The following is a 23,749-nucleotide window of genomic DNA, read 5'->3' on the forward strand; positions in this document are numbered from 1 at the left end:
TGCTCCAGTCGGCCAGTCTACGCCCGGGGTCCGACGGGGGCGTCCGACCGCCGGGAGCCACGCACGGGGCGTCCAGCAGGCGCGAGGAGGATCGGAGCGTGCAGCACGCTCCCTCGCATCCGCCCGTCGCGCATCCGGCCGCGCTCGTCGTCACGACCGATCGCGCCGCGGTCGACCGCTTCTACCGACCGCTCGTCGTGCTCGTGTCGATCCTCGTCGCCATCATGATCCTGCTCGTCCTCGCGATGGCCGTGCTCGCCGGCGCGAGCACGGCCGTCGGCGACGGCTCGGCGATCTGGACGGTCGCGCCCATGGGCGCGATCATGCCGTTCGTCGTGCTGACCGCCGTCGCGAACCTCGTGATCATGGCGCACGCGTGGGGTGGCCTGCGCGCGCTGCGCGAGCGCGTCGTCGCCGATGCGCGCGGGCTCGCGATCACCCTGCCTGGCATGCAGGTGCGGATGCCGTGGCAGGCCGTGCGGTCGGCGACGCTCGCCGGCTCGACCCGCCGCGCCCGACTCACGCTGCACGTCGACGCCGCGATGCTCGACGGCGATCTCTCCGACGCGCAGCGACGACGCATCGCGAGGCGCGGACTCGCGCTGCACCAGATCGGGATGCGGCCGAGCCTCGACGCCGTCGCGCACGCCATCGCGACCTGGACGACGGGTCGCGTCGTGCCGCAGCGGCGCTGACCGCGGCGTCACGCGGCGTCGCACCCTGGCGCCGTGCCCACGGCCCCTGCGAGGCTGGCGCGCGTGACCGAGATCCTCACGACCCACGCCGGCTCGCTCCCCCGCACGCCCGCCCTCCTCGCGGCGAACGCGGCGCGCACCGTGTCCGCCGACGGCTTCACGCTCGAGCGCACCGCCGAGCACGACGCGCTCGTGACGGCTGCGGTCGCCGACGTCGTCGTGCGCCAGCGCGACGCGGGCATCCGCATCGTCGGAGACGGCGAGTACGGCAAGGCGATGTCGACGGCCGTCGACTACGGAGCGTGGTGGTCGTACGCCTTCCAGCGCGTCGCGGGCCTCGCGCTCACCGACGACGACGTCTACCGATCGGGGCACGTCGCGAGCGAGCCCGGGCGCATCCGCCTCACGTCCTTCCCGCATCGCCGCGACCGCGTGGGCTTCCCCGGCGCGTACTCGGATCCGGACGGCGTGCTCGCAGGGCGCCGAGCCGTGCGATTCCCCGCGACCACCGGCCCGCTGTCGTACGTCGGGCAGGATGCGGTGGCGTCCGACGCGCGGGCGCTGCGGTCGGCGATCGACGCGGCGGGCGTCGAGGAGGGCTTCCTCACGGCGCTCTCCCCCGGCTCGGGCGCGCGCGTCGCCGACGAGCACTACGGGACCGACGAGGAGCACGTGTGGGCATGGGCCGACGTGCTGCGCGAGGAGTACCTCGCGATCGTCGACGCGGGCCTCACCGTGCAGGTCGACGACCCCTCGCTCGCCGAGAGCTGGGACCAGATCTCGCCCGAGCCGACCGTCGCCGACTACCGGGCATGGCTGCAGGTGCGCATCGACGCGCTGCGGCACGCGTTGCGCGGCATCCCGCCGGAGCGCGTGCGCCTGCACGTGTGCTGGGGCTCGTGGCACGGCCCGCACGTCACCGACCTCGGGCTCGAGCACATCGTCGACCAGGTGCTGCAGGTCGGGGCCGGCGCCATCTCGTTCGAGGCCGCCAACGTGCGGCACGAGCACGAGTGGCGCGTGTGGCAGGGCGTCGACCTGCCCGAGCACGTGCGACTGCTCCCCGGCGTCGTGAGCCACGCGACGAACGTCGTCGAGCATCCGCGCCTCGTGGCCGACCGCATCGAGCGGTGGGCGTCGATCGTGGGGCCCGAGCGCGTCGTCGCATCGACCGACTGCGGCCTCGGTGGCCGCGTGCATCCCGAGATCGCATGGGCGAAGCTCGCCGCCCTCGGCGAGGGTGCGGCGCTCGCGCGCCCCTAGCCCCGCACCGGGGCGCCCGGTGCCGCGCAGCGCGGTCGCCGGGGCGTGGTCGTCAGCGCAGGATGTCCCCGAGCCAGCTGCGCCGGCCCTGCTGCCCATGGCCCTGCTGGCCGTAGCCCTGCTGCTGGCCGCCGGAGCGCTTCTGCACCTGCTTCAGCACCTGGTCGGCGACCTTCCCGACCATCGCGGCCGTGCCACCCTGCCCGGGCTGCTGCCCGTGACCCTGCTGGCCCTGGCCGTAGGGCTGCCCGCCGTGCCCCGGCTGCGAGGGCCACTGCTGCTGGCTCTGCCGCTGCTGGTCGCTCTGGCGCTGCTGCCACGACTCGGAGTGCGGGGCCGGAGCCTGCTCGGTGAAGGAGCGCTCGATCAGCTTGTCGAGCTCGCCGCGGTCGAGCCAGATGCCCCGGCACTGGGGGCAGTAGTCGATCTCGATGCCGCTGCGCTCGCTCATCACCAGGGTGCTGCCATCGGTGGGGCACTGCATGGGAGGTCTCCTCTCGCGGCCCGGATCGGGCCACCGCCATGCTGACGCGGCATCCTCTGCGCGACCTATGCCCCATGCGGCACGCACGACCCGCGGACATGACGAAGGCCCGGGCGTGGAAGCCCGGGCCTTCGTGTTGGTTGGTGACCCCAGCGGGATTCGAACCCGCGTTACCGCCGTGAGAGGGCGGCGTACTAGGCCGCTATACGATGGGGCCGCATTGCAACCTGACAAGGATGCCACACCGATCCGCCGCGATGCAAAACGAGGCATGCTCGCCCCTCCGCACGGCGTGTCGCGGCTTCGGCGCAGCGCTCAGCGCGGGGTGCCGAAGACCCGCAGCGCCCCCACCGCGACGCTGCACTCGACGGGGAGCCTGCCCACGATCTCGCCGTCGGCGCACGCGAGCACCGTCTGGTCGTCGCACGCGATCGTCACGGTGCCGATGTCCTCGACGTGCACGCGCGGGTCGCCGAGGTGGCGCCCCTTGAGCGCCTTCGCGAGCAGCCCGAGGAACTGCGGGCGCGTGAGCTCGTCGGCCAGGATGCCGGTGAGCCTGCCGTCGACGGTCGACGCCGTCGGGGCGATGGGGATGCCGCCGCCGAACACGCGGTGGTTCGCGATCGCCGCGATCACCGTGCGCCATGTGCGCTCCTCGCCGCCGTCGATGCGGATGCGGAAGGTGCGATGCCGCAGCGACGCGAGCGTCGCGACGATCGCGGCCTGGTACCGCATCCGGGCCGGCACCCGCGTCATGCGGAAGGAGCGCACGTTGACGTCGGCGTCGAACCCGACCGACACGATGCCGGCCGCGAACGTCTCGCCGTCGGGGTGACGGATGCGGATGAGGTCGCAGCGCACCGGCTCGGTCTCGAGGAGCGCCGCCAGGCCCGCGATCGACGAGTCGACGTCGGGCATGCCGATCTCGGTCGCGAAGTCGTTGCCGCTGCCCGCGGGCACGATCGCGAGCGGCGTCGACGTGCCGCCCACGGCGTTGACGCCGAGGTGCACCATGCCGTCGCCGCCGACGACGACGAGCGCATCCGCTCGCTCGGCCGCGGCCCGCGCCGCGCGCTGCAGCGCGGCGAAGTCGGGAGCCGTGCGGTGCACGACCTCGTGGCCCGCGGCGCGCAGCACCTGCACGACCCGCTCCCCCACGGGCCCGGAGCGGCCGAACCTGGCGTGGGGGTTGGAGGCGACGACGACGTGCACGTCGGCGAGCCTACTTCCGGCGTGGCCGCCCGGCTCGGCGGGCATGCCCGCACGGCGGGCGCGCGCGTAGCGTGAGCGTCATGGAGATCACGAAGCACGTGCACGCCTGCCTCACGATCCGCAAGGGCGACGAGATGCTCGTCGTCGACCCGGGCGCGTTCACGCCCGCGTTCGACGCGCCGGGCCTCGTCGGCATCGTCGTGACCCACGAGCATCCCGATCACTGGTCGCCCGAGCACCTGCGGCGACTGCAGGAGGCGTCGGGCGGCGTGCCGGTCGTCGGCCCGGCCGGCGTGGCCGCCGCCGCGTCGGGCTTCGACGTCGACGTCGTCGCAGGGGGCGACGAGCGCACGATCGGGTCGTTCGCGTTGCGCTTCCACGGCGGCACGCACGCGCGGATCCACGCGTCGATCCCGCTCGTCGACAACGTCGGCGTCATGGTCGACGACGCCCTCTACTACCCGGGCGACTCCTACGCCGTGCCCGATCGCCCGGTCGAGCTGCTGGCGACGCCGTGCGGGGCGCCGTGGCTGAAGATCGGCGAGGCGATGGACTTCGTGCTGGAGGTCGCGCCCCGCCGCACGTTCGCCACGCACGAGCAGACGATCTCGGAGATCGGCAGGCGCATGGCGAACGAGCGCATCCGCTGGGCGGTCGAGCAGGGCGGCGGCGAGCACCACGACGTCGAGCCCGGCTCGGTGCTCGCCATCTGATCGCACCGCGCACGATCCGCACGTCGGGGCATCGCTCGCACGCCCGGGCGTCCCCGTTCGGTATGTGAACGGGATGACCTATGCTTGCGATGCCAGGACGCTGCATCACGACGCGGTCGGCGCCCGCAGCCCACGCCCGGACGCCGAGCCGACCGCGAGCCGCGTCGATCACGACGACGGCAGGAGCATGGTGGCCGAGCAGCTCGCAGGAGCCCAGACCCTCTCGCGCGGGCTGCGCGCGCTCGAGCTGCTCGCCGAGCACGCGCCCCTCACGATCCAGGAGCTCGCCGACCACCTGGGCGTGCACCGCTCGATCGCCTACCGCATCGTGCGCACCCTCGAGGCGCACCGGCTCGTCGTCAGGGATGCGGGCGGCAGGCTCGAGCTCGGTGCGCAGCTCGCCGTGCTCGCGCAGTCGGTCGACCGCGACCTGCGCGGCGCCGCCCTCCCCCACCTCACGGCGCTCGCGCAGGCGACGGGCTGCACGGCCTTCGTCGCCGTGCAGGACGGCGACGACGTCGTGACGCTCGTGAGCGTCGAGTCGCGCAGCGCCCGCGCATCCGTCGCGCAGCGGCCGGGCAGCAGGCATCCGCTCGCGCTCGGCGCACCCGGCATCGCCATCCAGACGCTGCTCACCGCGCGCGAGTGGACGGCGCTCGGGCACGACGACGCCATGCGCGCCGAGGTCGCCGTCGCCGCCGAGCGCGGCTACGCCACGAGCAGCGACGAGGTCGTGCCCGGGCTCTCGGGCGTCGCGGCGCCCATCCGCCACCCGCTGCCGCCGCACGCCGCCGTCGGCGTCGTCACGGTCGGTGCCGCAGACCTCGACGCCCTCGGCGCCGCATCCGCCGACGCCGCCCGCGCCATCGCGGCCGACCTCGTCTGAGCCGCGCGTGGATCTCGCATTCCTCGTCGCCCTCGTCGCGCTCGGCGTGGGCGCCATCGCGCAACGCACCGTCGGCATGGGGTTCGGCCTCGTCGTGACTCCGACGATGGTGCTCGCGGTCGGCCCGCTCGAGGCGGTGCTCGTCGTCAACGCGTTCGGCATCGTCGCGTGCGCGATGATCGTCGGCCGCGTGTGGCGCGACATCGACTGGCGCGGCCTCGCCTGGCTCGTCGTGCCTGCGATCGCGATGACGATCCCCGGCATCCTGCTGGCGCAGGCGTCGGATGCGGATGCGCTGAAGGTCGCCGTCGGCGTGCTCGCGCTCGTGGGCGTCGCCGTGTCCGCCGGGTTCACCCGCACCGAGCACGCGTTCGACGGACCACCGCTGCGCATCGGCGCGGGCGCGCTCGTCGGGGCCCTCAACTCGAGCGTCGGGCTCGGCGCGCCCGTCATCGGCATGTTCGCGATCCTGTCGCGGTGGGAGCACCGCGTCTTCGCCGCGACGATGCAGCCCTTCTGGATCCTGCTCAGCCTCTCGACCGTCGTCGCCCGCCAGACGATCGCCCCGGGCGGGGCGCCGCCGTGGGAGTGGTGGATGTGGCTCGTCGCCGTGGCACCCATCCTCCTCGGCGTGCTCGCGGGCGAGCGGCTCGCCGCACGCATCGACCAGGTCGTCGCGCGGCGCGCCGTCATCGTCTTCTCGCTGCTGTCGGGCATCGCGGTGCTCGTCACGGGCGTCGTGGGCCTCGTCTCCTGACCCGCGCGACCGTCCAGCCACACGACGTCGCGCGCTGCTAGCGTCGGCGCCGTGGGCGTGAACCTGGCGGCGATGGTCGTGCGATCGGCGCGCATCGCCGACCTCGCGCCGCTCGGCTACCGCCCGATCGGCATGCCCATCACGGGCGACGTCGCCGCGTCCTCGCGCGCCGAGCTCTCCGCGCTGCAGCACGACGGCGACGTCGTGCTGCTCGACGCCGGCTACGCGTGGATCGACCTCGGCGAGCGCGTCGTCGCCGCGCTGCGACGGCCCGTCGCGACGGCGCTCTTCGGCGCCGTGAGCGACACGTGGCTCTTCCAGCTCGAGGTGCCCGGGCGCCCCGTGCGTCGCATCGCCTGGAGCCAGGGATCCCTCGCCGACGACACGGGGGCGCGCCTCCCCGAGGAGGTCGACGGGCCGCTCGACGAGGAGTCGCTCGGGCGCGTGCTCGCGCGCGTCACCGGCTTCCCCGGCGGCCTCGACTGGCTCGCGGCGACCTGGCAGCCGCTCACCTTCCCCGACCCCGCATGAGCGCGGTCGAGCCGGCCGACCTCGACGTCGACGCACGCTGGCTGCCCGCCGAGACGACGACGACGGATGCGCTGCGCATGCTCGGCGCGATGGCCGCCGGCCACGCGTGCCCGCGGTGCGGCTCGGACGAGCACGGCATGCCGTGGGCGCGATCGCGCCACGGGCGGCTCGCGGCGTCGGCGGCGCGCTCCGGCGGGCGGCTGCTGATCGCGACGCGTGCGGCCGAGCTCGGCACGATCGGCGTCGACGTCGAGGGCGCCGACGTCGTGCTCGACGCATCCGTCGTGCTGCACGACGACGAGCTCGACTCGCCCCTCGCCGGCGACCTCGCGTGGGCGTGGACCGCGAAGGAGGCGATCGTCAAGCACCTGGGCAGCGGCCTGCGCACCGAGCCCGCGAGCATCCGCATCCGCGACTTCGCGGTGCACCGCATCCCAGCCCCGCCCGGCATGGTCGCGGCGCTGTGCACGGGCGCGGCCCGCGCGCGCTGACGCCCGCGCCTCGCGAGCGATGCCGTCAGGCTGCGGGCAGCGGCGGCGGGAGCGCGGGCAGGGCCGGCGCGTCGAGCCAGGCCGCGAGGAGCGGCGCGACGTCGAGGCCCGAGACGCGGGTCGCGAGCGCGACGAGGTCGCTCGTCTCGACCGTGCCGCCCGCATGCTCGTCGACCCACGCGTGGAGGAGCGTGCGCATCGCCTCCGGACCGATCGTGCGGCGCAGCGCGACGAGCGCGAGGGCGCCGCGCTTGTAGACGCGGTCGTCGAACATGTCGGCGGCGCCGGGATCCGAGAGCACGAGGTCCTGCGGGAGCGCCGCGAGGCGCGCGTGGTGCGCCCGCGCCTGCTCGTCGATCGACGGCCCGCCGCTCGCCTGCGACCACACCCACTCGGCGTAGCAGGCGAAGCCCTCGTGCAGCCAGATGTCGCGCCACGTGCGCGCCGTCACCGCGTTGCCGAACCACTGGTGCGAGAGCTCGTGCGCGATGAGGCGCACCGCATCCCACTCGGCGCGGCAGTGGTTGCGGCCGAAGGTCGACAGGCTCTGCGACTCGAGCGGGATCTCGAGCTCGTCGTCGGTGACGACGGTCGTGTAGTCGTCGAACGGGTACGGCCCGAACTCGGCCTCGAAGCAGGCGAGCATCTGCGGCTGCAGGCCGAACGACGCCTCGAACGCGGCGCCCGTCAGGCCGGCGGGGCGCAGCACGCGCATCGGCACCGCCGCCCGCTGGCGCACCTCCTGGTAGCGACCGATCTGCACGGTCGCGAGGTACGGGGCCATCGGCGCCCGCTGCGAGAACCGCCACGTGCGGGCAGCACCGCGGCGCTCGACGCCCGTCTGCTCGCCGCTGCACGCGACGACGTACGCGGAGGGCACGCGCACCGACAGGTCGTACGTCGCCTTCGACGACGCGCGGTCGTTGCACGGCATCCACGTGGGGGCGCCGTGCGGCTGCGCGGCGACGATGACGCCGTCGGCGAGCTCCTCCCACCCTGCCTCGCCGAACGCCCGCATGCGCAACGGCCTCGGGGTGCCCCGGTAGTCGACCTGCACGAGCATGCGCGTGCCCGCCGCGGCCTCGGCGGGCAGCGTCACGGCGAGGCGCGTGCCCGAGTGCGCGTGGCGCGCGCGTGCGCCGTCGACGAGCACGCGGCTCACGCGCAGGTGCGCGAGGTCGAGGCGGATGCGGCGCACGGGCTCGGCGGCGACGATCGTGAGCGTCGCGATGCCCTCGAGCAGGTTCGACGAGGGTCGGTAGTCAAGGTCGACCACGGCGTGCTCGACGTCGTAGGAGAGGTCGCCGTGGCTCGGCATGTACGGGTCGGCGTGCTCGTGCAGCATCACGGACGATCCTCCCACCGTCCGCGGCGCACCGCCGTCAGTCGTCCCACGGACCGATGGGGTTGCCGAGCCAGCGGGTGCGGCTCGGCACGAGCTCGCCGCGCATGACGAGCGACGCGGGCCCGACGGTCGCGTGCCTGCCGAGCGTCGCCGCGGGGAGGATGACGGAGTTCGGGCCGAGGGTCGCGCCGGCCTCGAGCGTCACGGTGCCGAGCGACAGCACGCGATCGTGGAAGAGATGGGTCTGCACGACGCAGCCCGCGTTGACGGTCGCGCCGTCGCCGAGCACCACGAGGTCGGCCTCCGGCAGCCAGTACGAGTCGCACCACACGCCGCGACCCACGCGCACACCCAGCATCCGCAGCCACACGACCATGGCGGCCGTGCCCGACGCGGGGCCCGCGAACCAGCGGGCGGCGAGCAGCTCGAGGTACGCGTCGGCCAGCTCGTTGCGCCACACGAAGCCGCTCCACAGCGGATGCTCGCCCTCGCGGATGCGGCCGACGAGCAGCCACTTCGCGGCCACCGCGACGAGCGCTGCGACGACGCCGAGCGCCATGAGCAGCAGCGGCGCGAGCAGTGCGGTCGCGACCAGCCCACCCCACGAGAGGTCGTCGCCGAGCAGCGCGACGAGCGCCGCGACCCCCGCGACCGGCAGCGCGACCGCGAGCAGCATCGGCACGACGCGGCCCGTCTCGACGAGCCCGCGCAGCACCTTGAGCCGCGTCGGCGGCGCGTAGGTGCGGGATGCGTCGACGCTGTCCGCGGTGCGCCGCAGCTGCGTCGGCGGGCTGCCGATCCACGACGAGCCCGCCTTGGCGGTGCCGCGTCGCGGCGCGGCCGAGAGCACGGCCACGAGCGACGCCTTCGGGATGCGGCGGCCGGGTGCCGCCATGCCCGAGTTGCCGAGGAACGCGCGCTTGCCGACCTTGACGCGCTCGGCGCGCAACCAGCCTCCCGTGAGCTCGTAGCCGCCCACGAGGGTGTCGTCGGCGAGGAAGACCTCGTCGCCGATCTCGGTGAGCGACGGGATCATCACGACGGTCGACGCCTCGACGCCGCGGCCGACCCTCGCACCGAGCATCCGCAGCCACACGGACGTCAGCGCGCCGGCGTAGAGGGGGTAGAGCCACGCGCGGGCGTCGTCGAGCACGCGCACGGTGAGCCAGGCGGCGAGGCCCGCGCCGGATCGCACCGGCACGGGACCCGTGCGCACCGCGAGCGCCGCGAGCCGCACGATGGCGAGCACGAGCAGCATGAGCGCCGCGTAGCCGACGAGGGCGCCGAGCGGCAGCCACGGCAGCGCGGCGACCACCGCCTCCCCCACGGTGTCGGCCGCGACGAGCGCCGGTGCGGCGACGAGCGTGCCGGCGGCGGCCGCGATCCACGGCAGCGCGGCGACGAGCACGCCCGCGAGCGCGTAGATCGCCGCCCAGCGACGCGGGCCGGGGGCGTGCCGCCCCTCCCATGCGCCGCGCGCATCCCCGACGCGCTGCGCCGGCGAGCCGGAGACGAGCGCGCCCGGCCGCACGCGGCCGCCGACGAACGAGCCGGGCGCGACCTCGGCCCCCGCGGCGACGCGCGCGCCCGGGCCGAGGGTCGAGCGCGCGCCGATGCGGGCGTCGCGACCGATGCGCACCGCGCCCACGTGCACGACGTCGCCGTCGATCCACGTGCCCGAGAGGTCGACCTCAGACTCGACGGAGGCGCCGCGCGCGAGCCGCAGGAAGCCGGTGACGGGCGGCAGCGCGTGCAGCTGCACGTCGCGGCCGATGCTCGAGCCCAGCAGGCGCGCGTACCAGGGCATGAGCGCGGCCCCGGCGATCGACGTCGCCGCGAGCTGCTGCTGCACCTGCTCGGCGAGCCAGATGCGCAGGTGGGCGCGACCGCCTCGCGGGTGCGCGCCGGGGCGCACGCCGCGCAGCACGATGCGGATGATCGAGGCGGCCAGCAGCATGCGGCCGGGCGGGGCGACGAGCAGCGCCGTCGTGACGACGACGAGCACGATGGGCGGCGACGGCAGCCATCCGACGACGGGGTGCAGCAGGGCGCTCGCGAGCAGCAGCCACGCGATCCACCGCGCCCCCGCGAGCAGGTGCAGCGGATACGCCGCGATCGCCTGGGCCACCTGGGTGCGGCGGCGGATGGGCTCCGCCTCGTCGTTCGAGCGCGACTGCGAGCCGCCGAGCGCGTCGAGGTGGCCGGCGAGCGCGCCGACGGAGGGGTGCTGGTACAGGTCGCCGACGACGACCTCCGGATGCCGTTCGCGGATGCGGCCGACGGCCTGCGCCGCGGTGAGCGAGCCGCCGCCGAGGTCGAAGAAGTCCGCGTCGAGCGCCTCGGGGTCGGCGGCGAGCACGTCGCGCCAGATGCCTGCGAGCCACGTCTGCGTCTCGCTCCACCCGTGGTGCGCCGTCGACGACGAGGGCAGCGGCCACGGCAGCGCGTCACGGTCGACCTTGCCGGAGGTGCGGGTGGGCAGGTCGTCGACGATCGCGAGGCGCGGCACGAGCGCCGCGGGCATCCGCTCGCGCAGCAGCGTCATCGCCACGGCGCCGTCGTAGGTCTCGTCGACCGTGAGGTAGCCGACGAGCACCTGGCTGCCGGCCGCGGTGCCGCGCACGGCGGCCGCGGCGCCCACGACGCCGGGCACCCGCAGCAGCTGCCCGTCGATCTCTCCGAGCTCGATGCGTCGGCCGCCGAGCTTGATCTGGTCGTCGGCGCGGCCGCCGAAGACGAGACCGGCGGGGTCGTTGCGCACGACGTCGCCCGAGCGGTACGCGCGCTGCCAGCCGAGGGACGGCATGGGTGCGTACCGCTCGGCGTCCTTCGCGGGGTCGAGGTAGCGCGCGAGGCCGACGCCGCCGATGACGAGCTCGCCCGTCTCGCCCTCGGCGACGGGCTCGCCGTCCGGGCCGACGACCGCGAGATCCCAGCCGTCGAGCGGCAGGCCGATGCGCACGGGATCGGTGCCGTCGAGCAGCGCGGCGCAGGCGACGACGGTCGCCTCGGTCGGGCCGTACGTGTTCCACACCTCGCGGCCCGGCCGCTGCAGGCGCTGCCCGAGCTCGGGCGGCACGGCCTCCCCGCCGAGGATCACCATGCGCACGGCGTCGAGCGACGCGACCGGCCACAGGGAGACGAGCGTCGGCACCGTCGAGACGATGGTGATGCCGTTCGCGACGAGCCACGGCGCGACGTCGACTCCTGAGCGCACGAGCGAGCGCGGCGCGGGCACGAGGCACGCGCCGTGCGCCCATGCGAGCCACATCTCCTCGCACGACGCGTCGAACGCGACCGACAGGCCCGCCATCACACGGTCGGCGGGGCCGATGGGCGCGTGCTGGAGGAAGAGTCGCGACTCGGCGTCGACGAAGGCGGCGGCCGAGCGGTGCGTCACGGCGACGCCCTTCGGCGTGCCCGTCGAGCCGGAGGTGAAGATGATCCACGCGTCGTCGTCGGGCGTCGGCGGCTCGACGGCGCGCGCTCCGTCGCCGCGAGCGTGCTCGGTGCGCACGACCTCGAGGCCCGTGGCGGCGATCGCCTGCACCGCGGCCTCGCCGAAGACCGTCGCGGCTCGCTCGTCGGGGTCGTCGGCATCGACGGGCACGTAGGCGGCGCCGCCCAGCAGCGTGCCGAGGATCGCGACGTACAGGTCGGTGGTGCCCGACGAGATGCGGATGCCCACGCGGTCGCCGCGCCCGACGCCCGCCTCGGCGAGGCGGTCGGCGAACGCCTGCGCCGCGTCGACGAGCTCGCCGTACGTCAGCTGCTCGCTGCCGTTGTCGAGCGCGAGGGCGTGCGGATGCTCGGTGGCGGTCGCTGCCACGACGTCGGCGAGGGTGCGCTCGGGGGCGGCCCGATGCGATGCGAGGAACGCGTCGGGGATGCTCGGGCTCGTCACGGACCCCATCCTCGCGCACCGCGGCGCGTGAAACCGCCCGGTCACCCGCCGGTCACCTGCCGTCCACCTCGCGCACCGAGCGCCCTGCTCGGCGAGATGCGCGGCGCTGCGCGCCGGCGCGAGCGCATGCCCGCCGCGCGGCCGCTCGCGCGCGCGTCCCACCGCGCGCTCGCCTCGTAGACTCGAGCACCATGGCGATGCTCCCCGTGGTGACCGGCAAGCTCGCCCTCGCGGGCCTCCGCCTCATGGGCCGCAGCGGCAACGCGCTGCCCGGCCTCGTCGTCGAGCGGCTGTTCCCCCGCTACCTCGCACGGACCCTCGCGGCGCTGCCGCACGGCGTCGTCGTGGTGTCGGGCACGAACGGCAAGACGACGACGACGAAGATGGTCGCGGCCATCCTGTCGCAGCGCTTCCGGGTGCTGACGAACGACACCGGCTCGAACTTCGTGCGCGGCACCATCGGCGCCGCCGTCTCGTCATCGACGTGGACGGGCCGGCTCGACGCCGACGTCGCCGTGTTCGAGCTCGACGAGGCCCACGCCGTGCGCTTCGTCGAGCGCTACCGGCCCGAGCGCGTGCTGCTGCTCAACGTCATGCGCGACCAGCTCGACCGCTTCGGCGAGATCGACCACACGGCGCGGCTGCTGCGGACGGTGGCGCAGGCCGCGACCGTCGCCGTCGGCCTCAACCGCGACGATGCGCGCATCGCGGCCATCGCCGACGGCATCGACGCCGCACCCGTCTGGTACCAGGTCGCCGAGGATCTGCGGCACCTGTTCCCCACCGACGAGGAGCTCTACGGCGGTGCGTCGCGAGCGGCTCGCGCCTCCGACGGCGCCGCCGCCGAGCTCGTGGCGTGGGGCGCGGACGGCACCACCATCCGCGTGGGCGACGTGCAGCAGACGTTCCCGCTGCGCGCATCCGGTGCCCACAACGCGCAGAACGCGACGGCCGCCGCCGCGATCGCCTCCACGTTCGACCTCGACCCCGGCGACGTCTTCGCCGGCCTGCGCGCCGTCGAGCCGGCGTTCGGGCGCGGCCAGTCGTTCACGATCGACGGCCGCGACGTCTCGCTGCACCTCGTGAAGAACCCCGCGGGCTTCCGCCAGTCGCTCGCCGCCGCCCGCGTCGAGGAGCCCTCGCGCATCTGCATCGTCATCAACGACGACGACGCGGACGGCCGCGACGTCTCGTGGCTGTGGGACGTCGACTTCACGGGGCTCGCAGGCGGGGTGCCCGTGTCGACCGCTGGCGTCCGCGCCGCAGACATGGCGGTGCGCCTGCGCTACGACGGCGTCGAGGCGGCGGCGGTGGATGCGGCGCTCGCCCCCGCCGTCGACCGCGCGCTCGCCGCGACGCCCGCGGGCGAGCGCCTGCTGATCTTCTCGACCTACACGGCGATGTGGGGCCTCCACCGCCATCTCGTCGCCCGCGCGAAGGAGGTGCGCGCGTGACCCCGCTGCGCATCGTGCACCTGTACCCGCACGAGATGAACATCTACGGCGACACCGGCAACGTCGTCGTGCTCCGGCGGCGCCTCGAGTGGCGCGACCTGCCGGTCGAGGTCGTGCCCGTGGGCGTCGGCGACCCGATGCCGGCCGACGTCGACCTCATCCTCGGCGGCGGCGGGCAGGATGCCGCGCAGGGCGAGATCGGCGAGGACTTCCAGCGCCGCGGGGCCGAGCTGCGCGCGGCAGCGGCCGACGGCGTCGTCATGCTCGCGATCTGCGGCGCGTACCAGCTGCTCGGCCACGAGTTCAACACCATCGGCGGCGCGCGCATCGCGGGCGTCGGCGTGCTCGACGTCGTGACGAACGGCTCGGACACGCGCCTCATCGGCAACCACGCCGTCGAGTCCGACTGGGGCAGGCTCGTCGGCTACGAGAACCACTCGGGGCTCACGACGCTCGGGCCGTCGGCGACGCCGCTCGCGCGCACCGTCGCCGGCCGCGGCAACGACGGCAGGGACGCGACGGAGGGATGCGTGCAGGGCAACGTCTTCGGCACGTACCTGCACGGCCCCGTGCTCGCGAAGTCGCCCCGCTTCGCCGACGAGCTGCTGCGCCGCGCGCTCGAGCGTCGCGGCGACTCGGGCGAGCTCGCGCCGCTCGACGACGCGCTCGCCCTGCAGGCCGCGGAGGTCGCGGCGCGCAGGCCCCGCTGACCCCGATCCCGTTCAGCGTGCGGGCGGTCGCATGCGCCACCACGGCCGGATCGCGACGATCGCGAGCGTGCCCACCGCGACGCCGAGCACCGTCTCGACGAGCCGCGACAGCAGCAGCCCATCGACGGGCACGGGTGCCGCGAGGTGCACGAGCAGCAGCGCGAGCGGCGTGATCGCCACGAGCCCGACGCCGTAGTTCCAGCCGATCACGAGCTCGACGACGGCCTGCAGCGCGACGACGACCGCGATGGTCGCGAGCGGCGGCAGCTCCACCGCGAGCAGCAGCCACGCGACCGCGAGGCCCGCGGCCGTGCCGAGGATGCGCTGCAGCCCGCGTGCGAGCTGTCCGTGCACGTGGGGCACGGCGAAGGCGACGACGGATGCGAGCATCGCCCAGTAGGGGTGGTCGCCGCCCGGCAGCGCGCCGGCGAGCGCCGTGGCGATCGTGCCGGCCACGAGGACCGCGACGACGGCACGCACGACCTGCCAGCGGATGCGGGGGTCGCGCGACGGTCGCGGCGGCGCCGGCTTCCGCGTGGGGAGCACGGCCTGCTCGAGCGCGCCGAGCAGCACGGCGAGCGTCGCCGTCGCCGTCGCGACGAGCGGCACGAGCGGCACGTCGGCGGCCGCGAAGGGCACCGAGGCGCACGCGCCCGCGGCGAAGACGAGGAAGAAGGGCCCCGGCGGCCGCCAGCCCTGCCGATCCGACGCCCACGTCGCGAGCCCGGCGACGGCCGCGACGAGCGGCACGGCGAGCCACGCGCGCCACGGCGTCATGCCGACGAGCGCGCCGGCCGTCGCGGCCGCCACGAGGAGCGCCCCCATCCACGCCTGCGTGCGCCACCGCGTCGGCGACGGGCGACGCCCGCCGTAGAGCGACGCGAACGCGCCGAACGCCGCCGCGATGCCGAGGTCGAGCCGGTCGACCGCGAGGAGGGTGCCGAGCGCGACGGCGAGCACGAGCGCCCCGCGGATCGCGACGCGGTGCGCGCCGGGCGCGGGTCCGACGCGCACGGCCTCGCCCCACACGCCGCGGGCGTGGTGCAGCGGACGCGACGGCATGCATCCATCCTCCCGCGGCTCCCGAGGCGGCCGCGCACGCATGCGCCGCCGGTGCTCAGTCGCCGGGGACCGCGACGTGCACGAGCGCATCGCCCGCGTGCACGATGGGCGCTCGCGTGAGGCCCACGACGATGCCGCTGCGATCGGCGCGCACGATGCGGCCGTTGTTGCCGAACGCGTCGGCGATGCGGCCGATGCGCTGCCCGTCCTCCACCTGCGCGCCGAGGTCGACCTCGAGATGCAGGATGCCCGTGCCGCGTGCCCGCACCCAGCCGCTCGACCAGCAGGCGATCGGCGGCTCGTCGTCGCTCGTCTCGTCGTCGACCATGTCGAGCGCCGCGAGCACGCGCAGCACGCCCGCGACGCCCACCGCGATCGGCTCCTCGTCGAAGCGCATCGCCTCGCCCGCCTCGAACAGCAGCACCGTGCCGCCCGCCTCGCGCGCCGCCTGGCGCAGCGACCCGTCGCGCAGCCTCGCGTGCAGCATCACCGGCGCGCCGAACGCCTCGGCGAGCCTGCGCGTCTCGGGATCCTCGAGGTCGGCGCGGATCTGCGGCAGGTTCGCGCGCCGAGCGGATGCCGTGTGCAGGTCGATGCCGACGTCGCACTTCGCGACGACCTCCGTCATCAGCAGGTGCGCGATGCGGCTCGCGAGCGAGCCGCGCGCCGAGCCCGGGAAGGATCGGTTGAGGTCGCGGCCGTCCGGCAGGTACCGCTCGCCGGTCATGAACCCGAGCACGTTGACGACCGGCACGGCGAGGAGCGTGCCGCGCAGCGTCCGCGGCGACACGGCCGCGAGCACCTGGCGGATCACCTCGACGCCCAGCACCTCGTCGCCGTGGATCGCGGCGTCGACCCACACGGTGGGGCCGGGCTCGCGGCCGTGCACGACGAGCACGGGCAGCCCGGCGTCGCCGCCCGTGACGAGCCGCGTGATCGGCAGCTCGACCTCCTGCGCCCGCCCGGCGCGCACGCGCACGGTGCCGATCGCGAACGACTCACGCGCCATCGCGGCCCCGGTTCCTCGAGCGCACCTCGCGCGGCGGACGACCGCCGAGGTACGACCGCGCGGAGTCGACGAGGAAGCCCTGCCGCAGCGCCTCCCTGCCCACGAGCATCCGGAACCCCATCTCGTCGCGTCGCGTCAGCGACATCTCGACCTCGACGACGCGCCCGAGCAGCGCGATCGGCGCGAGGATCACGATGCGCTCCTGCTCGGTCCCGTTCGACGAGCGGATGAGCCTGCGGTCGTGCACGGGCACGTCGACGTCGACCGAGTCGGCCGTCGAGCGCTGCCAGGGATGGATGGCGAAGCGCACCCGATCGACGCCGTCGACGGTGACCTCCTCGAGGTCGAACGCGTGCAGCGCACTCGTGCGCGCACCCGTGTCGAGCTTGGCCTTCACGTGGTCGAGGCCGAACGACGGCAGCCCCACCCACTCGCGCCAGCCCGCGACCGCGGTGCTGGCAGGATGGGGCGCGCTCATGCATCCATCCAACCAGGGAAGCCAGGTGGACATCCGATGAGGCTCGCGATCCTCTCCCGCGCACCGCGCTCGTACAGCACCCGCCGTCTGCGCGCCGCGGCCGTGGAGCGCGGGCACGACGTGAAGGTGCTGAACACCCTGCGCTTCGCGATCGACCTGTCCGGCGACGAGCCCGACCTGCAGTTCCGCGGCCTGCCGCTGCGCGACTACGACGCGATCCTGCCCCGCATCGGCAACTCGATCACGTACTTCGGCACCGCCGTCGTCCGGCAGTTCGAGCAGATGGACGTGTACACGCCCAACACGGCGAACGGCATCACCAACTCGCGCGACAAGCTGCGCGCGTCGCAGATCCTCGCCCGCCACGACATCGGCATGCCGGCGACGACGTTCGTGCGCGACCGCAACGACGTCATCCCGGCGATCGAGCGCGTCGGCGGCGCGCCCGTCGTGCTGAAGCTGCTCGAGGGCACGCAGGGCATCGGCGTGATCCTCGCTCCCACGATGAAGGTCGCGGAGGCCATCATCGAGACGCTGCAGTCGACGCGGCAGCAGGTGCTCATCCAGCGCTTCGTCACGGAGTCGCGGGGTCGCGACATCCGCGCGCTCGTCGTCGGCGACCGCGTGGTCGCCGCGATGCGGCGGGTGGCGCAGGGCGACGAGTTCCGCTCGAACGTGCACCGCGGCGGATCGGTCGAGGCCGTCACGCTCGACCCCGAGTACGAGCGCGTCGCGGTGCGCGCGGCCCAGATCATGGGTCTGAAGGTCGCGGGCGTCGACATGCTCGAGGGCAACGACGGGCCTCTCGTCATGGAGGTCAACTCCTCCCCCGGCCTCGAGGGCATCGAGCGTGCGACGAACCTCGACATCGCGGGCGCGATCGTCGACTACATCGGCGACCAGGTCGCCTTCCCGCAGATCGACGTGCGCGAGCGGCTGTCGATCTCGACCGGGTACGGCGTCGCCGAGCTCGTGGTGCACGGCGACGCAGAGCTCGTCGGCAGGACGATCAAGGAGTCCGGGCTCTGGGAGCGCGACATCACGGTGCTCACGGTGCACCGCGGCACGTCGGTGATCCCGAACGCGAAGGGCCGGGAGGTGCTGCAGGCGGAGGATCGGCTGCTGTGCTTCGGCCGCCTCGAGGAGATGCGCTCGATGATCCCCGAGCGTCCGAAGCGACGCAAGCGCGTCCGGCGCCTGCCGAAGGATGCGATGGACCCGCAGCCCGAGGGCTGACGCGCGCTCGGCGCCGCCGGGATGCGCACGGAGCGGGCCCTCGAGCGCCCATGACGGTCGAGGGCCCGCTCCGTGCGCATCGCGGGCGTCGACCGCCAGGCGCAGACGAGCGCGGACCGCCGGGTGCAGGCACCCGACGGTCCGCGCTCTCGTCGTGCGGGACGCTACGGCTTCGCGATGGCCTCCGCCTGCGCGATGGCCTCGCGGTCGACGGCCGAGAGCGCCGACGCGTCGACGGCGTCGCCGCGGCGCCACGTCGCCCACTTGCCGGACGCCTCGAACTCGACCGACAGCGGGATGCCCGTGCGGTCCTTCGTCAGCAGCGTGCCGATGACCGAGACGACGACCGTGACGAGCAGGTAGCCCACGATGGCCCACGTCGAGCCGGTCGACTGCAGCAGCGCCTGCGCGATCGTCGGGGCGAAGGCGCCGCCGATGATGGCACCGATGGCGTAGGCGATCGAGACGCCCGAGAAGCGCACCGACGCGGGGAACGACTCGGCGTACCAGGCGGCCTGCGCGCCGTAGGTGAGGCCGAGGCCGATGCCGAGCAGCACCGTCGCGATCGCGACGCCTGCGACGCCCGTGTAGACGAGCTGGAACAGCGGCACGATGCCGAGCGCGAGCACGACCCAGCCCGCGAGGTAGACGCGCTTGCGGCCGAGGCGGTCGGAGAGGTGGCCTGCGAGGAACGTGAAGATGAGCCACGACACCGAGCCTGCGAACGCGGCGAGCTGCACGCCCACCGGGTCGAACCCGAGGCCGGGCGGGGTGCCGTCGACGGGACGCGACGCGAGACCCTGCACGTAGCCACCGGTCGTCATGTAGCCCGCTGCGTTGTTGGCGCAGAAGATCATGGCGCAGGTCACCACGATGAGGCCGTACTTCTTGAAGACCTGCACGATGGGTGCCGACTGCTCCTGCGCCGTCTCCTTGATCTCCTGGAAGACGGGCGACTCGTCGACCGAGCGGCGCACGATGAAGCCGATGACGACGAGCACGATCGAGACGAAGAACGGGATGCGCCAGCCGACCTCGAGGAACGCGTCGCCCGGGAAGAGCGCGCGGATGGCGGCGAGGATGCCGGTCGCGAGCATGAGGCCGAGCGGCACGCCCGCCTGCACGAACGAGCCGTAGAGGCCTCGGCGGTTCGCGGGTGCGTGCTCGATGGCCATGAGCACGGCGCCACCCCACTCGCCACCGGCCGACAGGCCCTGCAGGATGCGCAGCAGCATGAGCAGGATCGGCGCGAGCACGCCCGCCTGCTCGAACGTGGGCAGCGCGCCGACGAGCGTCGTCGCGAGGCCCATGAGCAGCAGCGTGATGACGAGCATCGGGCGACGCCCGATGCGGTCGCCGAAGTGCCCGGCGAGGAAGGCGCCGAGGGGGCGGAAGAGGAACGAGATGCCGATCGTCACGAGCGACAGGATCGAGGCGAGGCCCTCGCCGGCCGGCAGGAAGAACAGCTGCGCGAAGACGAGGTTCGCCATGAAGGCGTAGATGAAGAAGTCGTACCACTCGATGGTGGTGCCGACCACGACGGCCCCGAGGACCTTGTTGCGCTCGCGCGCTGCGACGCGCGCCGAGGATGTGCTGGACACGTGGACTCCTTCGTCCGTGAGGGATCGTCATCGACCGCTGGGGAGCCTATCCCATTTCCCGAACGATCGGTCAGGAAGTGCCGACGCGACGGGGGTCATGCGGCGCTGCCTGACGTGCGGCGAGCATATACGATCCCGTCCACGATTCGTCAAGAGCCGTGCATCGACGCGCAAGCGCCGCCGTTGCCGGCGGGCGACGGATCGTATACGGTTGCCGCACGAGGAGGCATCGATGACGATGACGCAGGCTTCGGCCGCATGGGACCTGCTGGGCGGACGACCGGGCAAGGTCGTCGCCATGCACATCGGCTACGCCGCGCGAGCAGCGCAGAAGGGCCGCACGCCCGAGGCGCCCGGCTACTTCCTGAAGCCCGCCACCTCCCTCTCCCCCGGCGGCGACGTCGAGCTGCCCGCCGGCTGCGAGATCCTCGGCTTCGAGGGTGAGATCGCGCTCGTCATCGGCCGTGAGGTGCGCCGCGTCTCCCCCGACGACGCCTGGGCCGCCGTCGCGTGGGTCACCGCCGCCAACGACCTCGGCGTCTTCGACCTGCGCTGGGCCGACAAGGGCGCGAACGTGCGCTCGAAGGGCGGCGACGGCTTCACCCCGATCGGGCCGGCGCTGCTGCCCGCCGCCGACCTCGACCCCGCGGCGATCGAGATCCGCGTGTGGCTCGACGGCGAGCTCGTGCAGGCCGACGACACCTCCACGCTCCTGTTCTCGCTCCCGCAGATCGTCGCCGACCTCTCCCAGCTCATGACGCTCGAGCCCGGCGACGTCATCCTCACGGGCACGCCGGCCGGCGCCTCGACCTTCGCGCCCGGCCAGACCGTCGAGGTCGAGGTGTCGAGCGGTGGCCGCTCCACCGGCAGGCTCGCGACGGGCGCCGTCCAGGGCACGGCTCCCCTGCCGTCGTTCTCCGCGCAGCCCAAGCCGACGCCGGAGCAGTGGGCCGATGCATCGGGTCGCCCCGCCTCCGACTTCGCAGCCCCCGTCGAGCCCGTGCTCGACGACGCGCTCGTCGCCCGCATCGAGCGCGTCGCGACCGCGACGCTCTCGTCGCTCCTGCGGAAGCGCGGCATCGCCAACGCGACGATCGACGGCCTGCGCCCCTCGCAGCCCGGCACCCGCATGACGGGCGTCGCCCGCACGCTGCGCTACGTGCCGAACCGCGAGGACCTCTTCGCCACCCACGGCGGCGGCTACAACGCGCAGAAGCGCGCCGTCGACGCGCTGCGACCCGGCGAGGTGCTCGTCATGGATGCGCGCGGCGAGACCCGCTCCGGCACCCTCGGCGACATCATCGCCCTGCGCGCCCGCACGCTCGGCGCCGCCGGCATCGTCACCGACGGCGGCGTCCGCGACCTCGCGGCGGTGACCGAGATCGGCATCCCGACCTACCACTCCGGCGCGCACCCGAGCGTGCTCGGCCGCTGGCACGTGCCGTGGGGCGTCGACGAGACGATCGCATGCGGCGGCACGACGGTGCAGCCGGGCGACGTGATCGTCGCCGACGACGACGGCATCGTCGTCATCCCGCCCGGCATCGTGCGCGAGCTCGTCGACGAGGCCGAGGTGCAGGAGGCCGAGGAGGCGTTCATCGCCCGCATGGTCGAGGCCGGCGAGCCCGTCGACGGGCTGTTCCCGATGGATGCGTCGTGGCGCGCACGCTTCGAGGCGGAGCGCGAGGCCGGGCACGAGGCGCAGCGGTGACGGCGACGACGAGCAAGTCGCAGCGCGCGTACGCGCATCTGCACGAGCGCATCGAGCGCGGCCTCTACGGCCCCGGCTACCGGCTCGTGCTCGACGCCATCGCACGCGAGCTCGACATGAGCGTCGTGCCCGTGCGCGAGGCCCTCCGCAGGCTCGAGGCCGAGGGCGTCGTGACGTTCGAGCGCAATGTCGGCGCGCGCGTCACCGAGATCGACCCGGCCGACCTGCACGACACGACCGAGACGCTCGCGATGGTCGAGGGCGCCGCGATCGGCCTCGCCGTGGCGACGCTCTCCCCCGACGACGTCGCCGAGGCGCGCAGGCTCAACGACCAGATGCGCGACAGCCTCGACCAGTTCGACCCCGTGCGGCTCACGCGGCTCAACGAGGCCTTCCACCGCACCCTCACCGACCCGTGCCCGAACGAGCAGCTGAAGGGGCTCGTCGACGACGGATGGCGGCGCCTGGCCCGCCTGCGGCAGTCGACGTTCGGCTTCGTGCCCGGTCGCGCACGCGAGTCCGTCGCCGAGCACGAGCGCATCCTGCACCTGCTCGAGCGCGGCGCCCCGGCGCACGACGTCGAGCTCGCGGTGCGCGAGCACCGCCTCGCGAGCCTCCACGCCTACCTCGACCGCGCGGGCGACGACGCCCGGGGATCCGAGACCCACCGACCCTCGAACCGGGAGCGAATGTCATGACGAACCGTCCTGCGAACCTGCCCACCCACCTGCAGCACCACATCGGCGGCAGGGCCGTCGACTCGATCGGTGGCGAGACGTTCGAGGTGCTCGACCCCGTCACGAACGAGGTGTACGCCACGGCGGCCGCCGGCCAGCAGGCCGACGTCGACGCCGCCGTCGCCGCTGCGACGCTCGCGTTCGAGGAGGGGCCGTGGCCGCGCATGAAGGCGCGCGAGCGGGCGCGCATCCTCATGCGCATCGCCGACGTCGTCGCATCGCGCGACGACGAGCTGAGCCGGTACGAGTCGTTCGACTCTGGCCTGCCGATCACGCAGGCGAAGGGACAGGCGCAGCGCGCCGCCGAGAACTTCCGCTTCTTCGCCGACCTCATCGTCGCCCAGCGCGACGACGCCTACAAGGTGCCCGGCACGCAGCTCAACTACGTCAATCGCAAGCCGAAGGGCGTCGCAGGCCTCATCACGCCGTGGAACACGCCCTTCATGCTCGAGTCGTGGAAGCTGGGGCCCGCGCTCGCCTCCGGCTGCACCGTCGTGCTGAAGCCCGCCGAGTTCACGCCGCTGTCGGCCTCGCTGTGGGCGGGCATCTTCGACGAGGCGGGGCTGCCCGAGGGCGTGTTCAACCTCGTGAACGGCATCGGCGAGGAGGCGGGCGACGCGCTCGTCAAGCACCCGGACGTGCCGCTCATCTCGTTCACGGGCGAGTCGTCGACGGGCAAGCTCATCTTCCGCAACTGCGCCGAGCACCTGAAGGCGATGTCGATGGAGCTCGGCGGCAAGAGCCCCGCCGTCGTGTTCGCCGACGCCGACCTCGACGCGGCGATCGACTCGACGCTCTTCGGCGTCTTCTCGCTGAACGGCGAGCGCTGCACGGCGGGCAGCCGCATCCTCGTCGAGCGCGCCGTCTACGACGAGTTCGTCGAGCGCTACGCCGAGCGGGCGCGACGCATCGTCGTGGGCGACCCGTCCGACCCCGCGACGGAGGTGGGCGCGCTCGTGCACCCCGAGCACTACGACAAGGTCATGTCGTACGTCGAGATCGGCAAGGGCGAGGGTCGCCTCGTCGCCGGCGGCGGACGCCCCGAGGGCTTCGCGACCGGCAACTACGTCGCCCCGACGGTGTTCGCCGACGTCGCTCCCACGGCCCGCATCTTCCAGGAGGAGATCTTCGGCCCCGTCGTCGCCATCACGCCGTTCGACTCCGACGAGGAGGCGCTCGCGCTCGCGAACGACACCCGATACGGGCTCGCCGCCTACGTGTGGACGAACGACCTCACGCGTGCGCACACGTTCGCGCAGTCGATCGAGGCGGGCATGGTGTGGCTGAACAGCCACAACGTGCGCGACCTGCGCAGCCCCTTCGGCGGCGTGAAGGCGTCGGGCCTCGGCCACGAGGGCGGCTACCGCAGCCTCGACTTCTACTCCGACCAGCAGGCCGTGCACATCACGCTCGGCGACGTCCACACCGCGCGCTTCGGCGCGCGCTGACCCACCGCATCCGGCTCGAGGA

The 23,749-nt window shown here is 74.1% G+C and carries 21 protein-coding genes and 1 tRNA gene; 13 read left to right on the forward strand and 9 right to left on the reverse strand.

Annotated features, from left to right (window positions below):
* The first annotated feature begins 98 nt into the window (after positions 1–98).
* Positions 99–695, forward strand: a complete 597-nt coding sequence (locus ACFQPP_RS08795) for a hypothetical protein (protein WP_376916199.1) — start codon at positions 99–101, stop codon at positions 693–695.
* A 63-nt stretch (positions 696–758) separates the two neighbouring features.
* Complete coding sequence (locus tag ACFQPP_RS08800; protein WP_376916201.1) at positions 759–1,958, forward strand: cobalamin-independent methionine synthase II family protein; 1,200 nt, start codon at positions 759–761, stop codon at positions 1,956–1,958.
* Between the two features lie 52 nt (positions 1,959–2,010).
* Here the strand turns inward: ACFQPP_RS08800 and ACFQPP_RS08805 are convergent, their stop codons facing one another.
* The 3 genes from ACFQPP_RS08805 to ACFQPP_RS08815 all read right to left on the reverse strand — a co-directional run bounded on the left by ACFQPP_RS08805 (position 2,011) and on the right by ACFQPP_RS08815 (position 3,699).
* On the reverse strand, positions 2,011–2,409 hold the full coding sequence (locus ACFQPP_RS08805) for a zf-TFIIB domain-containing protein (RefSeq protein ID WP_376916202.1): 399 nt from the start codon (positions 2,407–2,409) through the stop codon (positions 2,011–2,013).
* A 174-nt stretch (positions 2,410–2,583) separates the two neighbouring features.
* Positions 2,584–2,659 (reverse strand) — tRNA-Glu (locus ACFQPP_RS08810).
* Between the two features lie 98 nt (positions 2,660–2,757).
* Positions 2,758–3,699, reverse strand: coding sequence for a diacylglycerol/lipid kinase family protein (locus tag ACFQPP_RS08815; RefSeq protein ID WP_376916203.1), 942 nt, complete (start codon positions 3,697–3,699; stop codon positions 2,758–2,760).
* A gap of 35 nt (positions 3,700–3,734) precedes the next feature.
* Between ACFQPP_RS08815 and ACFQPP_RS08820 the strand changes: the two genes are divergently transcribed.
* From ACFQPP_RS08820 to ACFQPP_RS08840, 5 genes are all read left to right on the forward strand, one after another.
* The gene (locus ACFQPP_RS08820; RefSeq protein WP_376916204.1) at positions 3,735–4,367 is read left to right on the forward strand and encodes an MBL fold metallo-hydrolase; all 633 of its coding nucleotides are present in this window, start codon (positions 3,735–3,737) and stop codon (positions 4,365–4,367) included.
* Between the two features lie 187 nt (positions 4,368–4,554).
* The gene (locus ACFQPP_RS08825) at positions 4,555–5,253 is read left to right on the forward strand and encodes an IclR family transcriptional regulator (RefSeq protein WP_376916205.1); all 699 of its coding nucleotides are present in this window, start codon (positions 4,555–4,557) and stop codon (positions 5,251–5,253) included.
* 7 nt (positions 5,254–5,260) lie between these two features.
* Positions 5,261–6,010, forward strand: coding sequence for a TSUP family transporter (locus ACFQPP_RS08830; protein ID WP_376916206.1), 750 nt, complete (start codon positions 5,261–5,263; stop codon positions 6,008–6,010).
* Positions 6,011–6,061: 51 nt separating this feature from the next.
* The gene (locus ACFQPP_RS08835) at positions 6,062–6,541 is read left to right on the forward strand and encodes a hypothetical protein (RefSeq protein WP_376916207.1); all 480 of its coding nucleotides are present in this window, start codon (positions 6,062–6,064) and stop codon (positions 6,539–6,541) included.
* Positions 6,538–7,032 carry a 4'-phosphopantetheinyl transferase superfamily protein gene (locus tag ACFQPP_RS08840; RefSeq protein ID WP_376916208.1) on the forward strand — a complete coding sequence of 165 codons (495 nt, stop codon included), beginning with the start codon at positions 6,538–6,540 and terminating at the stop codon, positions 7,030–7,032. The genes ACFQPP_RS08835 and ACFQPP_RS08840 overlap by 4 nt, the downstream gene beginning before the upstream one ends.
* A gap of 25 nt (positions 7,033–7,057) precedes the next feature.
* Here ACFQPP_RS08840 and ACFQPP_RS08845 read toward each other — a convergent pair whose 3' ends face one another.
* The gene (locus ACFQPP_RS08845; protein ID WP_376916781.1) at positions 7,058–8,377 is read right to left on the reverse strand and encodes a M1 family metallopeptidase; all 1,320 of its coding nucleotides are present in this window, start codon (positions 8,375–8,377) and stop codon (positions 7,058–7,060) included.
* 37 nt (positions 8,378–8,414) lie between these two features.
* Complete coding sequence (locus ACFQPP_RS08850) at positions 8,415–12,290, reverse strand: Pls/PosA family non-ribosomal peptide synthetase (RefSeq protein WP_376916209.1); 3,876 nt, start codon at positions 12,288–12,290, stop codon at positions 8,415–8,417.
* Positions 12,291–12,472: 182 nt separating this feature from the next.
* On the opposite strand from ACFQPP_RS08850, the gene ACFQPP_RS08855 reads away from it, so the two are divergent.
* Positions 12,473–13,735: a DUF1727 domain-containing protein gene (locus ACFQPP_RS08855; RefSeq protein ID WP_376916210.1), complete on the forward strand. Its 1,263-nt coding sequence runs from the start codon at positions 12,473–12,475 to the stop codon at positions 13,733–13,735.
* Positions 13,732–14,445: a type 1 glutamine amidotransferase gene (locus ACFQPP_RS08860; protein WP_376916211.1), complete on the forward strand. Its 714-nt coding sequence runs from the start codon at positions 13,732–13,734 to the stop codon at positions 14,443–14,445. Before ACFQPP_RS08855 ends, ACFQPP_RS08860 begins: the two co-directional genes overlap by 4 nt.
* Before the next feature lie 12 nt (positions 14,446–14,457).
* Here ACFQPP_RS08860 and ACFQPP_RS08865 read toward each other — a convergent pair whose 3' ends face one another.
* Genes ACFQPP_RS08865 through ACFQPP_RS08875 form a run of 3 tightly spaced genes read right to left on the reverse strand, consistent with a single transcriptional unit; the run spans position 14,458 to position 16,994 of the window.
* A complete protein-coding gene (locus tag ACFQPP_RS08865; protein ID WP_376916212.1) occupies positions 14,458–15,507 on the reverse strand; it encodes an FUSC family protein in 1,050 nt (349 codons plus the stop codon).
* A gap of 55 nt (positions 15,508–15,562) precedes the next feature.
* Positions 15,563–16,516: a succinylglutamate desuccinylase/aspartoacylase family protein gene (locus ACFQPP_RS08870; RefSeq protein WP_376916213.1), complete on the reverse strand. Its 954-nt coding sequence runs from the start codon at positions 16,514–16,516 to the stop codon at positions 15,563–15,565.
* Complete coding sequence (locus ACFQPP_RS08875; RefSeq protein ID WP_376916214.1) at positions 16,506–16,994, reverse strand: ATP-dependent zinc protease; 489 nt, start codon at positions 16,992–16,994, stop codon at positions 16,506–16,508. Before ACFQPP_RS08875 ends, ACFQPP_RS08870 begins: the two co-directional genes overlap by 11 nt.
* 36 nt (positions 16,995–17,030) lie before the next feature.
* Between ACFQPP_RS08875 and ACFQPP_RS08880 the strand changes: the two genes are divergently transcribed.
* Positions 17,031–18,230, forward strand: coding sequence for a RimK family alpha-L-glutamate ligase (locus tag ACFQPP_RS08880; protein WP_376916215.1), 1,200 nt, complete (start codon positions 17,031–17,033; stop codon positions 18,228–18,230).
* 164 nt (positions 18,231–18,394) lie between these two features.
* Here the strand turns inward: ACFQPP_RS08880 and ACFQPP_RS08885 are convergent, their stop codons facing one another.
* Positions 18,395–19,831, reverse strand: coding sequence for an MFS transporter (locus ACFQPP_RS08885; RefSeq protein ID WP_376916216.1), 1,437 nt, complete (start codon positions 19,829–19,831; stop codon positions 18,395–18,397).
* Positions 19,832–20,063: 232 nt separating this feature from the next.
* Here ACFQPP_RS08885 and ACFQPP_RS08890 point away from each other — a divergent pair, with 232 nt between their 5' ends.
* Genes ACFQPP_RS08890 through hpaE form a run of 3 tightly spaced genes read left to right on the forward strand, consistent with a single transcriptional unit; the run spans position 20,064 to position 23,727 of the window.
* Positions 20,064–21,542, forward strand: coding sequence for a fumarylacetoacetate hydrolase family protein (locus ACFQPP_RS08890; RefSeq protein WP_376916217.1), 1,479 nt, complete (start codon positions 20,064–20,066; stop codon positions 21,540–21,542).
* Entirely contained in the window at positions 21,539–22,240 is a 702-nt protein-coding gene (locus tag ACFQPP_RS08895) for a GntR family transcriptional regulator (RefSeq protein ID WP_376916218.1), read from the forward strand. The genes ACFQPP_RS08890 and ACFQPP_RS08895 overlap by 4 nt, the downstream gene beginning before the upstream one ends.
* Complete coding sequence (gene hpaE / locus ACFQPP_RS08900; protein WP_376916219.1) at positions 22,237–23,727, forward strand: 5-carboxymethyl-2-hydroxymuconate semialdehyde dehydrogenase; 1,491 nt, start codon at positions 22,237–22,239, stop codon at positions 23,725–23,727. Before ACFQPP_RS08895 ends, hpaE begins: the two co-directional genes overlap by 4 nt.
* Positions 23,728–23,749: the final 22 nt, after the last annotated feature.

It is taken from the genome of Agrococcus sp. GCM10030265 (genome assembly GCF_042666675.1).
Classification (GTDB): Bacteria; Actinomycetota; Actinomycetes; order Actinomycetales; family Microbacteriaceae; genus Agrococcus.